The sequence below is a fragment of the Janibacter anophelis NBRC 107843 genome, assembly GCF_001570945.1.
GTDB classification, from domain to species: domain Bacteria; phylum Actinomycetota; class Actinomycetes; order Actinomycetales; family Dermatophilaceae; genus Janibacter; species Janibacter anophelis.
On sequence record NZ_BCSQ01000016.1, the window covers coordinates 20890 to 34520 of the forward strand.

The following is a 13631-nucleotide window of genomic DNA, read 5'->3' on the forward strand; positions in this document are numbered from 1 at the left end:
GGATGTGCGATGTCGTTGCCCCCCAAAGGTATAGCGACTCAGCTCGACGTGCTGGGTGAACGTGCGACGTGGAGGCACAATCGGGTGGTGGACACCCTGAGGAGCCGATGGCACGCCGATGTCATCGCCCTGTGTCCGGACGCCGACCGTGGTCGGGTGGCCGACGAGGTCACGGATCTGCTCGACCGCTGGCTCGAGGACCACCGCTCGTACCACGACGCGGTGCACCTGGCGGAGGTCCTCGCGGCTCTCGACGAGCTGCACGAAGGGGGTGACCTCCCCGCCCGTGATCGGCACCTGGCCGGACTGGTCGCCTGGTACCACGACGCGGTGTACGAGCCTGAGGCCTCACCCGGCGGCAACGAGGAGACGTCGGCCCGGCTCGCGCAGGAGCGCCTCACCGCCCTGGGACTCGCGCCGGCAGACAGCGACCTCGTCGCCCGACTGGTGCGCGAGTCCGCGAGCCACGAGATGAGTGCCGACGACGCGGCGACGCGTGCCTTCCACGACGCCGACCTGTGGATCCTGTCGGCACCCACCGAGCGGTTCGACGCCTACTGCCACCAGGTGCGCCTCGAGTACGGGCTCTACGGCGACGAGGACTACGCCCGCGGACGGACCGCGGCGCTGACCCCCTTCGCCGAGCGCGATCGGCTCTACCTCACCGACCACGCGCACGCCCACTGGACCGAGCGCGCCCGGGTCAACCTCGACCGGGAGCTCGGCCGGATCGCTCCGCCTGCGTGACCCGCAGTCCGCTGCGGATGAGCCGCCGGATCAGCTCGTGGCCGCTCACCTCGTGCGCGCCGGCGGCGACGACGTCGTCGTAGCGCTCGATCGGCACGTCGTAGTGGTCCTCGTCGAAGAGCCGCCGCTGCAACTCGACCCGCGCCGCGAACTCGTGCAGCTCCTCGAGCGAGGAGTCCGAGACGAGGTGGCTCCACGTGCGGCCCCACCCGGGCCACGTGGGCGGGTCGACGAGGATCACAACGGGTCGAGGATGCGCTTGAGGAAGGCCTGCGTGCGCGCCTCGCGCGGCTCGAGGATGACCTGCTCGGGAGCACCCCGCTCGACGACGACCCCACCGTCGATGAAGAGCACCTCGTCGGCGACCTCGCGGGCGAAGCGGATCTCGTGGGTGACGACCACCATCGTCCAGCCCTCCTGCGCCAGGTCGCGCATGACGGTGAGTACCTCGCCGACGGTCTCGGGGTCGAGGGCCGAGGTCGGCTCGTCGAACAGCACGACCTCTGGCCGCAGCGCGAGCGCCCGGGCGATGCCGACCCCGCCGAGACGTTGCGCGACGGCGTCCATCACCTCGATGTCGAAGCCGGTGAAGTCGTCACCGTTCTTCATCGAGAAGGGGGAGTACACCCCTTCGGTCCCGACGCGCAGGGGGTTGGGGATCTCTGCGGCGGGCTCGGCGGAGGTGGCCGGGCCGGCCGCGGGCGCCGCCGTGGCGGCGGGCGCCGACAGCAGCGCGGGGCCCATCGCGATCGCGAGGGCGAGCAGGAGGTGGCCGAGTCGCCGGGGGAGGGTGATCATCAGGTGCTCAGGATATGTCCGCGGTCACAGCCGACGCAGCGCGGTCGCCAGGACGACGGCCTCACCGATCCGGTCGGAGGCGTCGAGGTCGACCTCGGCCTCGATGACCCAGTCGTGGTCGCCCGCAGGATCGGCGAGGGTCTGGCGCACCCGCCACAGGCGTGCGTCGTCCGCAGCGGTGGCCTCGTCGGCCCCGGGTGCGGGCCCCGTGGCCTCCTCGACGTGCAGGTGGTGCGGGCCGCGTGCGTCCTGGTCGGTGCCGATGCGGTCGTGCTCCTCCCAGTAATCGCCGAGCGCGACGTCCCAGTCGTCGTACCGCATGACCGGCGAGCGGTCGTCGTCGGCGAGCTCGGCGGCGGCGGTCTCGATCGCGGCGAGGGCGGACAGGTCGTCGCGGGAGGCCCGGTCGACCCGTTGCCACAGGGCGCCGCGCACCATGGCGCGGAAGGGCCCGGTGCGCGCGGACAGCGGGCGCGGCGGTGGAGCGGCGTCGCGGTCCTGCGCCAGACGCGCGGCGGACTCGGGGTCGGCCAGCGCCTCCCACTCGTCGAGCAGCGAGGAGTCGGTCTGGCGCACCGTCTCGCCGAGCCACTCGACGATCTCCTCGAGCTCGGGGGAGGAGTGCGCCTCGGGCACGGTGCGGGTCAGGGTGCGGTAGGCGTCGGTGAGGTAGCGCAGGACGAGTCCCTCGCGCGGGCCGAGGGTGAAGCGCCGCACGAAGTCGGCGAAGGACATCCCCTCCTCCCACATGAGGCGCACGACCGACTTGGGCACGAGCGCCTCCTCCGGCAGCCAGGGGTGGGTCTGCCGGTAGGTCTCGAAGGCCGCACCGAGCTCCTCGGCGAGCGGCCGCGGCCAGGTGATCTCCTCGAGCAGCCGCATCCGCTCCTCGTACTCGATGCCGTCGGCCTTCATCTCCCCGATCGCCTCGCCGCGGGCGGCGTGCTGCTGGGCCATGAGGATGGCGAAGGGGGCTTCGAGCACCGCCTCGATGGTCGAGACGACGTCAAGGGCGTGGGTGGGGGAGTCCGGGTCGAGCAGGTCCAGCGCCGCCAGCGCGAAGGGGGCCAGCGGCTGGTTGAGCGCGAAGTCCGGGGGCAGGTCGAGGGTCAGCGCGACCGTGCGCCCGGTCTCGTCCGGCTCCGGGAGGCGTTCGAGCACACCGGAGTCGAGCAGGCTGCGCCCCAGGCGGACGGCGCGTCGCGCGAGGCGGGCGCCGCCCTTCGTGTCCTCGTGGTTGTCCCTCGTGAGGCGCGACAGCGCGGTGACCGGGTCACCGGGGCGCGCGACGACGTTGAGGATCATCGAGTTGTCGACCTTCATCCGCGAGCGCAGCGTCTCCGGCGCGGCGGTCGTCAGCTTGGTGAAGGTGTCCTCGGTCCACACGACGAAGCCCTCCGGGGGCTTCTTGCGCTGGACCTTCTTGCGCTTCTTGTCGTCGTCGCCCGCCTTGAGCAGCGCGCGGTGGTTGTCGATGACGTGCTCGGGGGCCTGGACGACGACGTACCCCTCCGTGTCGTACCCGGCCCGGCCCGCCCGGCCGGCGATCTGGAGGAACTCGCGCACCCGCAGCACCCGGTGCCGCGAGCCGTCGAACTTCGTCAGCGAGGTGAACAGCACCGTGCGGATCGGGACGTTGATGCCGACGCCGAGGGTGTCGGTGCCGCAGATGACCTTCAGCATGCCCGCCTGGGCGAGCTGCTCGACGAGCCGGCGGTAACGGGGGAGCATGCCGGCGTGGTGGACGCCGACGCCCCGGCGCAGCATCGCGCCCAGCGTGCGGCCGAAGCCGGCGGAGAAGCGGAAGCCGGCGAGCCGGTCGGCGATCGCCAGCTTCTCGTCGGGCGTGAGCAGCTTGAGCGTCTGCAGCAGGCGGGCGTGCTCGGCGGCATTGGCCTGGGTCTGGTGCACGACGTAGACCGGCGCGCGCCGCCACTCGAGGATCTCCTCGATCGTCTCCTGGATCGGGGTCAGCGCCCACGAAAAGGTCAGCGGCACAGGGCGTTCGGCGTCCTTGACGACGACGACCTCGCGGCCGGAGCGTTCGGCGAGATCGGCCTCGATGGCCCGGGTGTCGCCGAGCGTCGCCGACATGAGCAGCATCTGCGCCTGCGGAAGCTCCAGGAGCGGGACCTGCCAGGCCCACCCGCGCTCCGGCTCGGAGTAGTAGTGGAACTCGTCCATGACGACGAGCCCGACGTCGGCCTCGCTCCCTTCGCGCAGAGCGAGATTGGCCAGGACCTCGGCCGTGCAGACGATGACCGGGGCGTCGGCGTTGACGGACGCGTCGCCGGTGAGCATGCCGACGTTGTCGGCGCCGAAGGTCGCGCACAGGTCGAAGAACTTCTCCGACACGAGCGCCTTGATCGGGGCGGTGTAGAACGCGACCTCGTCCTTGGCCATCGCGTGCGCGATCGCACCGGTCGCGACGAGCGACTTGCCGGACCCGGTGGGGGTGGCGAGCACGACGTGGTCGTCGCCGAGGATCGCGAGCAGCGCCTCCTCCTGGTGGGGGTAGAGCGCGAGCCCGCGGTCGGCGGTCCACCGGGAGAACCGCTCGAAGAGCTCGTCGGGTCCGGTGCCGACGGGGACGGTGAGCGGATCTGCCATCCGCCCATCGTCCCAGCGCGGTTACCCGGGTGTCACCATGGGGTCCGTGAGTGCACCACGATCGATCACCGCCGACGACCTCTCCCTGCACCCTCCCGTCGAAGAGGACGCGCAACTCGTGGCCGAGCTGATGGACGTGCCGGTCTCCGCCGACCGCCCGGCCGAGATCGTGCGCGGGTGGCGCGAGCACTGGGACGAGCACGGTTACGGGGCGTGGATCGTGCAGGAGGCCTCCGGGCGTCGGGTCGGTTTCGTCGGGCTGCGCGCGCACGACGAGTTCATCCGCGTCACGATCCGCGTCGTCGAGGACGAAGGGGGCGACCAGCTCGCCTCCCGTGCGCTGCGCCTCGTCGTCGCGCACGCGCTCGAGTGGCTGCCCGACCTGCCCCTGCGCATCCGGGTGGCGCCCGACGACCTCGTGACGCGCTTCGTCGCGGAGTCCGCGGGGATGGTGCACGTGCCCGAGCTCGACCACACCGTCGACGCGGACGCGTGGCAGGTGCGCGAGCTGCCCTACGTGCGGGTCGCCGACCGCATCCCGGCCCGCGCACGCGAGGCGATGCTGCGGATGTGGGTCGAGGTCAACGACGCCGGCGGTGCGGTGGGCTTTGTCCCCGGTGCGAGCGAGGAGGAGGTCGCCCGGGTCCTCGACGGCTACGCCGCCAAGCTGGCCGAAGGGGGAGCAGCCTGCGTCGCGCTCAACTCGCCCCTGGGCGACCTGCTCGGCTTCGGCTTCGTCGTCCAGCCCGCCGGGGCGACGGTGGCGCACACCGGCACCCTGGAGCGGATCATGACCGACCCGGCGCGCCGCGGCACCAACCACGGCGCGCTGCTCCTCGCCGGCCTCCACCGCGCAGCGCGCGAGCGGGGCGTCGAGATCGTCACCCTCGACTACCGCGGCGGCACCGGCCTGGGCGAGTTCTACACCCGCTACGGGTACCGCGAGGTCGGCCGGGTGCCGGGTGGCGTGCGCGTGGCCCCCGGGGACGACCGGGACGGCGTGATCATGGCCAAGGCGCTGTGACCCACCTCGAGCCCTTCGGCGCCGGGACCGCGTGGCTCGCGGTCCGCGACCGCACGCAGGCGGACGTCGCGGAGGCGCTCGGCCTGACCGGCGGGCGCACCGTGCCCGGCCACGAGGCCGTGGGCGCGGTCACCGGCACGGGCATCCTCCCGCCCCTGCCCGGAGTGGGCGGACGTTGGACCCTCGCGGTCAGCGCACGCCTGGCCGATCTCTCCGCGACGCGCCTCGGTGCGCTCGCGGCCCTGCTCGCCACCGACGTCCACGTCTACGACACGACGACCGGTGCCGCCGACGAGGTGCTGGCCCGGGCCGCAGCGGAGAGCCTCGATCCCCGGACCCTTGCGGGTGAGGCGCCGGGCCACGCGCACTTCTACGACGACGTCGACGAGGGGCCGCCACCGGCCGACCCGATGGAGACCCCGTCGCGCACGCCGTGGCTGTGGTCCAGGTTCTTCCGCCGCTGACCTAGCATTCCGCCCATGACCGAGACCGATCAGGACCAGGCGAGCAGATCCCCCTTCGGCCTCGGATGGACCGTGCACGGTGACGGCCGCGAGGTCCGGCCCGGCGAGGTCGTCCGCCCGGGCGAGCGCCTCTCCTGGCCGCGGACGATCGGACTCGGGGCGCAGCACGTCGTCGCGATGTTCGGCGCCACCTTCCTCGTGCCGCTCATCACCGGGCTGCCGCCCGCGACGACGCTCTTCTTCAGCGGCGTCGGCACGATGCTCTTCCTCGTCATCACGGCGGGACGGGTGCCGAGCTACCTCGGCAGCTCGTTCGCCTTCATCGCCCCGCTCGCCGCTGCCTCGCAGAGCCACGACATGCCGACCGCGCTCGGTGGTGTCGTCATGGCCGGTGTGGCACTGGCCCTGCTCGGCGTCGTCGTGCAGCTGGCCGGGGACCGGTGGCTGCGGGCGATCATGCCGCCGACCGTCACCGGCGCCATCGTCGCGCTCATCGGCCTCAACCTCGCGCCGAGCGCCAAGACCAACTTCGTCGTCTCGCCCGTGACCGGTCTCGTCACGGTCGCCGTCATCCTGCTGGTCACCGTCGCGACGCGGACCCTCTTCTCCCGCATCGCGATCCTCGTCGGCGTGGCTGCCGGCTATGTCACGGCCGTGCTGCGCGACGAGGTGGACTTCACCAAGGTGCAGGCGGCCGACTGGGTCGGGCTGCCCACCTTCAGCGCGCCCCACTTCGACATCGCCGTGGCCGGCCTCTTCGTCCCGGTCGTCCTCGTCCTCGTGGCGGAGAACGTCGGGCACGTGCGCTCGGTCGCGTCCATGACGGGCGAGGACCTCGACCCGGTCACCGGCCGGGCGCTCATCGCCGACGGCCTCGCGACGACCCTCGCCGGAGCCGGTGGCGGGTCGGGCACGACGACCTATGCGGAGAACATCGGGGTCATGGCCGCCACCCGCGTGTACTCGACGGCGGCCTACTGGGTCGCCGCGGTCGTCGCCCTCCTGCTGTCCTTCTCACCGAAGTTCGGCGAGGCGATCGCGACCGTGCCGCAGGGGGTCCTGGGCGGCGCCGGCGTCGTGCTCTACGGCATGATCGGCCTGCTCGGCGCCAAGATCTGGGTGGAGGCGCGGGTCGACTTCGGCAACCCGATCAACCTCATGACCGCCGCGGTGGCCCTGATCATCGGCATCGCCGACTTCACCTGGACGCTCGGCGACCTGCAGTTCGCCGGCATCGCCCTGGGGACCGTGGCCGCCCTCGTCGGCTTCCACGTCATGCGCGGGGTCAACCTCGTGACCCGGGCCGTGCCCGACCCGCTGGTGCCGGCCGACCCGGCCCGTTGATGAAGATCTCTTCATCCATCCCTCACGCCGGACTCATGGCGCCTGCCTAGGCTCATCGCCATGAAGCCGACCCCACGCCGCCGCATCGGACGGGACGGGATCCTCCTCGCCGCACTGCTCTGCGTCCCGCTGCTGGTGCTCCTGGGGTTCCGCGTCGCCGCCGGTCCCTCCGACCCGCCGCCCGTGGAGGAGCGTCGCCTCGAGCTGTCGAGCGACAGCTCGTCGCCGGCGTCGACGAGCCCGAGCTCGTCGAAGACCTCGTCGTCCTCGTCGAAGACCTCGACGTCGTCGAAGACCTCGAAGTCCTCGAACACGTCGAAGCCTCGCACCACCGCTCCGCCGAAGCAGACGGCTCCGAAGACCACCGCTCCGCCCCGCACGACGTCCAGTCCTCGACCCACGTGGACGCCCACCCCGACGTGGACCTCGCGCAGCCAGGCGCCGATGTACGACGATGATGACGATGACGACTGGGACGACGATGACGACGACGGGGACGATGACGACGATAACGATGACTGATGGCGAGTGACCGTCGGCGGCGGCCCAGGCTCGCCCGCGACACGATCGTGGGCTGGATGGTCCTCGTCCTCTTCGTCAGTCTGCTGAGCGTCGTCGTCGTCGTCCGGGAGACCCTCCACCTGTCGGTGACCAACCGTGCGAACGACGACGTCGTCCAGGAGATCGAGGAGTTCCGGACCTTCACAGACGAGGGCATCGACCCCGAGACGTCGAAGCCGTTCACCTCGGCCGAGCGACTGCTGACGGTGCACCTGTCCCGGCAGCGACCGGGCACCGGTGAGGCCATCGTCGGGTACGTCGGTGACTCCGGTGTCGTGACGACCTCCCTCGGACCCGGCGCTCCCTCGGTCGAGACCTACGACCTCACCCGCGACCCCGACGTCATCAGGGCGGCCGAGCAGAAGACCTCCGGCACGGAGGACACCCCTGCGGGTGAGCTGCGGTGGGCCCGCACGGTCGTCGACGTCCGGGGGGGCGACGACGCGATGCTCCTCGTGGGCGCCTTCACCGACAGTGCTCGGGCCGAGGCGGACCGGACGGTGCGTACGTTGGCCCTGGTCTCTCTCGTCGCGCTGCTCTTCGCCGGTGTCGTCTCGTGGCTCGTCGCCGGCCGACTGCTGCGCCCGGTGCGTCTCGTCCACGAGGCGGCCGAGGAGATCACCGAGCAGGACCTCACCCGGCGCATCGACGTCGGCGACGACGACGTCTCGGGCCTGGCCGAGACCTTCAACCGGATGCTCGACCGGCTCGAGGAGGCCTTCCGCGCGGAGCAACGCTTCGTCGACGATGCCGGGCACGAGCTGCGCACCCCGATCACGGTCATCCGCGGTCACCTCGAGCTCATGGACGACGACCCCGAGTCGCGGGAGGCGACCCTGCGGATCGTCACCCAGGAGCTGGACCGGATGGGGCGGATCGTCACCGACCTGCTCGCCCTGGCCAAGGCCGACCGGCCCGACTTCATCCGCGCCACCGACGACGTCGACGTGTCGATGCTGACGATCTCGCTCGACGCGAAGATCTCGGCACTCGCCGACCGCCGCTGGCAGGTCAGTCGGGTCGCCGAGGGCACTGCACGCCTGGACAGCCAGCGCATCACCCAAGCGGTGCTGCAGCTCGCGCAGAATGCCGTGCAGCACACCGCCGAGGGCGACGCGATCACCCTCGCGTCCGAGGTCGTCGACGACCCGCGGGTGGGTCGGGCCCTGGCGATCTCGATCACCGACACCGGCCCCGGGGTGCCCGAGGCCGACCGGGAGCGGATCTTCCAGCGCTTCGCGCACGGGGAGCCGCCGGACGGACGTCGGCACAGCGGCGCCGGCCTCGGTCTGGCCATCGTCCGGGCGATAGCCGAGGGACACGGGGGGCGCGTCGACGTCGGCGGGACGCCGGGCGAGGGTGCCGTCTTCACGCTCGTCGTCCCGGTCGCGGACCAGACTGGCCCCCAGGGCAGCGACGTGGACGATCAGGGAGAGTCATGAGCAGCATCCTCATCGCCGAGGACCACGGGGAGATCTCGAGCTTCATCGACAAGGGTCTGCGGGCCAACGGGCACCGGACGACGATCACCGAGGACGGGCGGCAGGCGTGGGCGCTCGCCGGCACGGGCGCCTTCGACCTGCTGATCCTCGACGTCGGCCTGCCCGGTCTCGACGGCTTCGAGGTGCTGCGTCGGCTGCGTGGCGACGGTGTCGACATCCCGGTCATCATCCTCACCGCGCGCGACGGGGTCGACGACACCGTCGCGGGTCTCGAGGGCGGGGCCAATGACTACATGACCAAGCCCTTCCAGTTCGCCGAGCTGCACGCCCGGGTGCGGCTGCGCCTGCGCGAGACGGGCGCGGCCCCGGCCGACGACGGCGCCCTGACCGTCGGCGACCTCAGCCTCGACGTCCGTCGGCGCTCGGTGCGGGTCGCCGACCGCGAGGTGGAGCTGACCGCGCGCGAGTTCGCGCTGCTCGAGGCCTTCGTCGAGCACGCCGACCTTGTCCTCTCCCGCGAGCAGCTGCTCGGCATGGTGTGGGACATGGACTTCGACCCGGGGTCCAATGTCGTCGACGTCTTCGTCCGGTCCCTGCGCTCGAAGATCGGCTCGGACCGCATCGTCACCGTGCGAGGGGTCGGCTACCGCCTCAAGCGATGAGTCCCTCGTCGCGTGCCCTCGCCACGGCTGCCGTCCGGGACTCGACGTCGAGCTTGGTGTAGACGTGCACGAGGTGGGTCTTGACCGTCGCCTCGGAGATGAAGAGCTCGCGGGCGATCTCCCGGTTGCCCAGGCCCCGGGCGACCGCCTCGAGGATCTCGACCTCACGCGCCGACAGCTGCGCGCGGGGACGGGACATCCGGGCGACGACCCGCTGGGCCAGTGCGGGGGAGAGCACCGTCTCGCCGGCGGCGGCCCGGACGACGGCGTCGACGATGTCGGACGGTGCGGCGTCCTTGAGCAGGTACCCGGCGGCTCCCGCCTCGACGGCGCGGACGATGTCGCGGTCGGTGTCGTAGGTCGTCAGCACGAGGACGGCCGGGGCGCCACGACCGGAGCGAAGGGCGGCGGTCACCCCGACGCCGTCCGTCCCGTCGCCGAGGCGCAGGTCGGTGACCACGACATCGGGCTGCTCGCGGTGGACCACGTCGAGGGCCTCCTCGCCCGTGCCGGCCTCGCCGACGACGGTCAGCCGCTCGTCCTGGCCGAGGAGGGCGACGATGCCGACCCTCGTCACGGGGTGATCCTCGACGACGACGACGCGCACGGTCATGGCTGCTCCTGCTGCGGCACGGGGATCCACGCGGACACGGCGGTGCCCTCGCCCGGCGAGGACTCGACCGCGAGCCCGCCGCCGACCTCGCGCAGCCGGGCCCGGGTTGCCCTCAGCCCGTAGCCGCCATCGCCCGTCGGCGAGCCGTCCGCAGCCACCAGGCGTCGGCGTCGAATCCCCGCCCGTCGTCGACGACGTCGACCCGCACGGTCTCGTGGGTGCGGCCGAGCGTGACGACCACCCGGTCGGCGTCCGCATGCGTCCGGACATTGGCCAGCGCGCCCTGCACGCAGCGCAGCAGGGTGACCTCCGCGCTCGTCGGCAACGGCGGGAGCGCGTCGGCGACCCGCACCTCGGCGGTCGTGTCCGACTCCTGCGCGAAGCGCTCGGTGACCCGACGTACGGCGCCGGTGAGGCTCCCTTCGTCGAGGTCGGCGGGGGCGAGGGCGGCGACGACCCGCCGTGACTCCTCGAGACCCCGGGTGGCGCCGTCCTCGAGGTGCGCGAGCAGCTCACGCACGCGGTCGGGGTCCTGCTCGGTGCGTGCCGCGCGGGCGAGCAGCACGATCGAGCTGAATCCCTGGGCGATGCCGTCGTGGATGTCGCGGGAGAGTCGGGTGCGTTCGCTCGAGGCGCCCTCCGCCCGCTGGACGCGGGCCAGCTCGTCGGTCAGGGCGGCGGACTCCTCCTGCGCCGCGTAGAGCGAGGTGATGAGCCGCTGGCGCTCGATGCCGTCCCGGACGAGGGCCTGCTGCGCCTTGGAGATCCCCAGCGCGACGACCATGCCGATGAGCGGACCGATGATCGCGGCGAAGGACGCCTCACCGGTGTGGCGCACCGGCTCGAGGGCGACGACGACGAAGACGACGAGCGAGACGATGACCGCGGGCAGGAGGGGCAGGACGTGACCGGCGAGCAGCCAGAGGGGGAAGGCGAGCCACACGTTCTCCGGCGAGACGAGCACGAGGAGCGCCCACAGCGCGACCAGCCCGACGAACCAGCCGGTGCCGCCGCGACCGGAGCGGGCCACCCTCGGCCCCACGGAGTACCAGCCGACGAAGAGCGCGAGCGCTCCGACCTCGGCGACGGGGTGCGCGCCGTCCGCGACCGCGCGGACGCCGCACACGAGGGCCAGGACGCCGAGCAGCGCGTGCTGGCCCAGCCGAAGCCATCGGCTGGTCCCGGTCGGGTCGGTGCTCGCGCTCACCGACGTGACGCTACCCGGCCCGGCCACCAGAACCGGTCGCCGAGCAGGGCGGTCGCGGCCGGCACGACGACCGTGCGGACGAGCAGGGTGTCGAGCAGGACCCCGAGGCCGACGATGAGCCCGAGCTGCCCGAGGACGACGAGGGGCAGCACGCCCAGGGCGGCGAAGACCGCCGCGAGGACGACACCGGCACTCGTGATGACCGCGCCGGTGCGTGCGACGGCCCGGGCCACGCCCTCGTGTGTCCCGTGCGCGGCCGCCTCGCTGCGGGCCCGGTGCATGAGGAAGATCGTGTAGTCGATCCCCAGGGCGACGAGGAAGAGGAAGGCCACGAGCGGCACCTGCACGTCCAGTGCCGGGTGGCCCAGGAGGTGCTCATCGAGCCAGGCGCCCAGGCCGATGGCCGCGAGCGCGCTCACCGCGTTGAGCGCGAGGAGGACCAGGGGTCCGACGACGGCGCGCAGGAGGACCACGAGGACCGCCAGGCTGACGAGCAGGATGAGCGGCACGACGGTCCGCAGGTCGGACTCGGCGGCCGTGCGGGCGTCGAGCAGCTCGGCGGAGCCGCCGCCCACGAGGGCGTCGGCGCCGGGGACGTCATGGGCCGCCGCGCGCAGGTCGCGGGCCAGGTCGAGGCTCGCCGGCGTGCCCGGCGCGGGCTCGCCGATGACGGTGATCCGGGCGAGGTCGGAGCCGTCGGTCCCGGAGGGGACGACCGCGGTGACGCCGTCGACGGACTCGAGGGCGGAGACCGTGGCGGCGGTGCTCCCTTCGCGCGTCGTCACGGCGAAGGGGGCGGCCGCCCCGGCCGGGAAGTGCTCACCGACCGTCACGAGCCCGTCGGCGGACTCGGACGCGGTGCGGAAGGAGTCGGCCTGGCTCAGGCCGACGCTCGCACCGAGCAGGCCGGAGGCGAGGACGGCGAGGACCTCCAGGCCGCCGACGAGGTGGGCTCCGGGGCGGGCGACGACCCGTCGGGCGACCCTGGCCCACATGCCCTCGTGGCCCAGCCGGTCACCGGGACGGGGGACGAAGGGCCAGAACACCTTGCGCCCGACGAGGGCCAGCGCCGCCGGCAGCACGAGGAGCACGGCGAACAGGGCGATGACCAGGCCGACGGCGGAGGCCAGCCCCAGGCCGCGGGTGCCGGGGACGCTCGCGAGGAGCAGGGTGCCGAGCGCGAGGACGACGGTCGCGTTGCTCGCGAGGATCGCGGGGACGGTGGCGCGCCACGCGGTGGCGAGCGCGATCCGGTGGTCCTCGTGCTCGTGCAGCTCCTCGCGGTAGCGGGAGATGAGCAGCAGCGCGTAGTTGGCCCCGGCGCCGAAGACGAGCACCGAGACGATCCCGGCGTCGAAGGGGAGTCCGCTCCAGTCGCCGACGGCCGCGGTGACCGTGCCGGCCAGCTGGTCGGCGGTGCCGACGACCGCGAGCGGCACGAGCCACAGGACGGGGGAGCGGTAGGTGAGGAGCAGCAGGAGCGCCACGACGCCGATCGTCACGGCGAGGAGGGTGAAGTTCGCGCCGTCGAAGGAGGAGGCGATGTCCGCGCCGAAGGCGGGACCTCCGGTGACGTCGATCGTCAGGTCGGCCGGCGCGCCTTCGGCGATCTCTGCCCGCAGGTGCTCGATGGTCTCGACCTGCGTGGCGCTGTCCTCGCTCGTGGCGACGGGCACGGTGACGGTCGCCGCCAGGCCGTCGTCGCTGACCTGTGGGCGCGCACCCTGCGCGCCGAGCCGGGTGGCCAGGTCGGCGAGCGCGGTGGTGTCGGACTCGGTCAGGGGCGCGTCCGCCCCCTTCGTCGCGACGAGGACGACCGGTGCCGTGTCGCTGCCGGGGAAGCCCTCGAGCTGCTCGGCCACGACGGCCGACTCGGCGGTTGCCGCGTAGGCATCACCGCGCGGCGGCGCTTGCGCCGAGCCGAGCAGGGAGCTGGCCAGCCCGACGAGCAGGAGGGCCAGGACAAGCACGAGGGCGGCCCCGCGGCGGCCGGTCAGGCGCTCGGCGAAGGGGGTGCTCGGGGCGTGCGGAGGGGCATCGGGGCGCTGCGGTCGCAGGGTCGTCGTCATGACATCCAGTCCACCGGCGAAGGGGGTCGCGCCACATCGCGCTCGTGGTTGGTCCTGCACTCAACCTTTTGATGGACCCCGCCTGTGGAT

The 13631-nt window shown here is 72.8% G+C and carries 14 protein-coding genes; 6 read left to right on the top strand and 8 right to left on the bottom strand.

Features of this window, described 5'->3' with window-relative positions:
* Window positions 1-87: 87 nt before the first annotated feature.
* Entirely contained in the window at window positions 88-747 is a 660-nt protein-coding gene (locus JAN01S_RS05970; protein WP_068315148.1) for an HD domain-containing protein, read from the top strand.
* On the opposite strand, the gene JAN01S_RS05975 is transcribed toward JAN01S_RS05970, so the two are convergent.
* Genes JAN01S_RS05975 through JAN01S_RS05985 form a run of 3 tightly spaced genes read right to left on the bottom strand, consistent with a single transcriptional unit; the run spans window position 704 to window position 4155 of the window.
* Window positions 704-988 carry a DUF4031 domain-containing protein gene (locus tag JAN01S_RS05975; RefSeq protein WP_068315151.1) on the bottom strand — a complete coding sequence of 95 codons (285 nt, stop codon included), beginning with the start codon at window positions 986-988 and terminating at the stop codon, window positions 704-706. The genes JAN01S_RS05970 and JAN01S_RS05975 overlap by 44 nt on opposite strands.
* Complete coding sequence (locus tag JAN01S_RS17760; protein ID WP_157075622.1) at window positions 985-1545, bottom strand: transporter substrate-binding domain-containing protein; 561 nt, start codon at window positions 1543-1545, stop codon at window positions 985-987. The genes JAN01S_RS05975 and JAN01S_RS17760 overlap by 4 nt, the downstream gene beginning before the upstream one ends.
* Before the next feature lie 24 nt (window positions 1546-1569).
* Entirely contained in the window at window positions 1570-4155 is a 2586-nt protein-coding gene (locus JAN01S_RS05985) for a DEAD/DEAH box helicase (protein ID WP_068315154.1), read from the bottom strand.
* Between the two features lie 46 nt (window positions 4156-4201).
* Here JAN01S_RS05985 and JAN01S_RS16830 point away from each other — a divergent pair, with 46 nt between their 5' ends.
* Genes JAN01S_RS16830 through JAN01S_RS06000 form a run of 3 tightly spaced genes read left to right on the top strand, consistent with a single transcriptional unit; the run spans window position 4202 to window position 6987 of the window.
* A complete protein-coding gene (locus tag JAN01S_RS16830; protein WP_169797174.1) occupies window positions 4202-5179 on the top strand; it encodes a GNAT family N-acetyltransferase in 978 nt (325 codons plus the stop codon).
* On the top strand, window positions 5176-5643 hold the full coding sequence (locus JAN01S_RS05995; protein WP_068315160.1) for a hypothetical protein: 468 nt from the start codon (window positions 5176-5178) through the stop codon (window positions 5641-5643). The genes JAN01S_RS16830 and JAN01S_RS05995 overlap by 4 nt, the downstream gene beginning before the upstream one ends.
* A 15-nt stretch (window positions 5644-5658) precedes the next feature.
* The gene (locus tag JAN01S_RS06000; protein ID WP_068315163.1) at window positions 5659-6987 is read left to right on the top strand and encodes a uracil-xanthine permease family protein; all 1329 of its coding nucleotides are present in this window, start codon (window positions 5659-5661) and stop codon (window positions 6985-6987) included.
* 11 nt (window positions 6988-6998) lie between these two features.
* On the opposite strand, the gene JAN01S_RS16835 is transcribed toward JAN01S_RS06000, so the two are convergent.
* Complete coding sequence (locus tag JAN01S_RS16835) at window positions 6999-7316, bottom strand: hypothetical protein (protein WP_157075623.1); 318 nt, start codon at window positions 7314-7316, stop codon at window positions 6999-7001.
* Between the two features lie 192 nt (window positions 7317-7508).
* Between JAN01S_RS16835 and JAN01S_RS06010 the strand changes: the two genes are divergently transcribed.
* Both JAN01S_RS06010 and JAN01S_RS06015 read left to right on the top strand, forming a co-directional pair.
* A complete protein-coding gene (locus JAN01S_RS06010; protein ID WP_068315169.1) occupies window positions 7509-8990 on the top strand; it encodes a sensor histidine kinase in 1482 nt (493 codons plus the stop codon).
* Window positions 8987-9652, top strand: coding sequence for a response regulator transcription factor (locus JAN01S_RS06015; protein WP_068315172.1), 666 nt, complete (start codon window positions 8987-8989; stop codon window positions 9650-9652). Before JAN01S_RS06010 ends, JAN01S_RS06015 begins: the two co-directional genes overlap by 4 nt.
* On the opposite strand, the gene JAN01S_RS06020 is transcribed toward JAN01S_RS06015, so the two are convergent.
* From JAN01S_RS06020 to JAN01S_RS06030, 4 genes are read right to left on the bottom strand one after another with little or no spacing between them, the layout of a single operon-like run.
* Complete coding sequence (locus JAN01S_RS06020) at window positions 9642-10265, bottom strand: response regulator (protein WP_068315174.1); 624 nt, start codon at window positions 10263-10265, stop codon at window positions 9642-9644. The two genes, JAN01S_RS06015 and JAN01S_RS06020, sit on opposite strands and share 11 nt — an antisense overlap.
* Window positions 10262-10423, bottom strand: a complete 162-nt coding sequence (locus JAN01S_RS16840; protein ID WP_157075624.1) for a hypothetical protein — start codon at window positions 10421-10423, stop codon at window positions 10262-10264. Before JAN01S_RS16840 ends, JAN01S_RS06020 begins: the two co-directional genes overlap by 4 nt.
* A complete protein-coding gene (locus JAN01S_RS06025; protein ID WP_157075625.1) occupies window positions 10378-11472 on the bottom strand; it encodes a sensor histidine kinase in 1095 nt (364 codons plus the stop codon). The genes JAN01S_RS16840 and JAN01S_RS06025 overlap by 46 nt, the downstream gene beginning before the upstream one ends.
* Window positions 11469-13541, bottom strand: a complete 2073-nt coding sequence (locus JAN01S_RS06030) for an MMPL family transporter (RefSeq protein WP_244884772.1) — start codon at window positions 13539-13541, stop codon at window positions 11469-11471. Before JAN01S_RS06030 ends, JAN01S_RS06025 begins: the two co-directional genes overlap by 4 nt.
* Window positions 13542-13631 lie beyond the last annotated feature (90 nt).

Excerpts from the sequence above, each read along its gene's own strand:
- JAN01S_RS06020 (WP_068315174.1), bottom strand. The coding sequence starts at position 10,265 with ATGACCGTGCGCGTCGTCGTCGTCGAGGATCACCCCGTGACGAGGGTC.
- JAN01S_RS06015 (WP_068315172.1), top strand. The coding sequence starts at position 8,987 with ATGAGCAGCATCCTCATCGCCGAGGACCACGGGGAGATCTCGAGCTTC.
- JAN01S_RS06030 (WP_244884772.1), bottom strand. The coding sequence starts at position 13,541 with ATGACGACGACCCTGCGACCGCAGCGCCCCGATGCCCCTCCGCACGCC.
- JAN01S_RS06000 (WP_068315163.1), top strand. The coding sequence starts at position 5,659 with ATGACCGAGACCGATCAGGACCAGGCGAGCAGATCCCCCTTCGGCCTC.
- JAN01S_RS05985 (WP_068315154.1), bottom strand. The coding sequence starts at position 4,155 with ATGGCAGATCCGCTCACCGTCCCCGTCGGCACCGGACCCGACGAGCTC.
- JAN01S_RS17760 (WP_157075622.1), bottom strand. The coding sequence starts at position 1,545 with ATGATCACCCTCCCCCGGCGACTCGGCCACCTCCTGCTCGCCCTCGCG.
- JAN01S_RS06010 (WP_068315169.1), top strand. The coding sequence starts at position 7,509 with ATGGCGAGTGACCGTCGGCGGCGGCCCAGGCTCGCCCGCGACACGATC.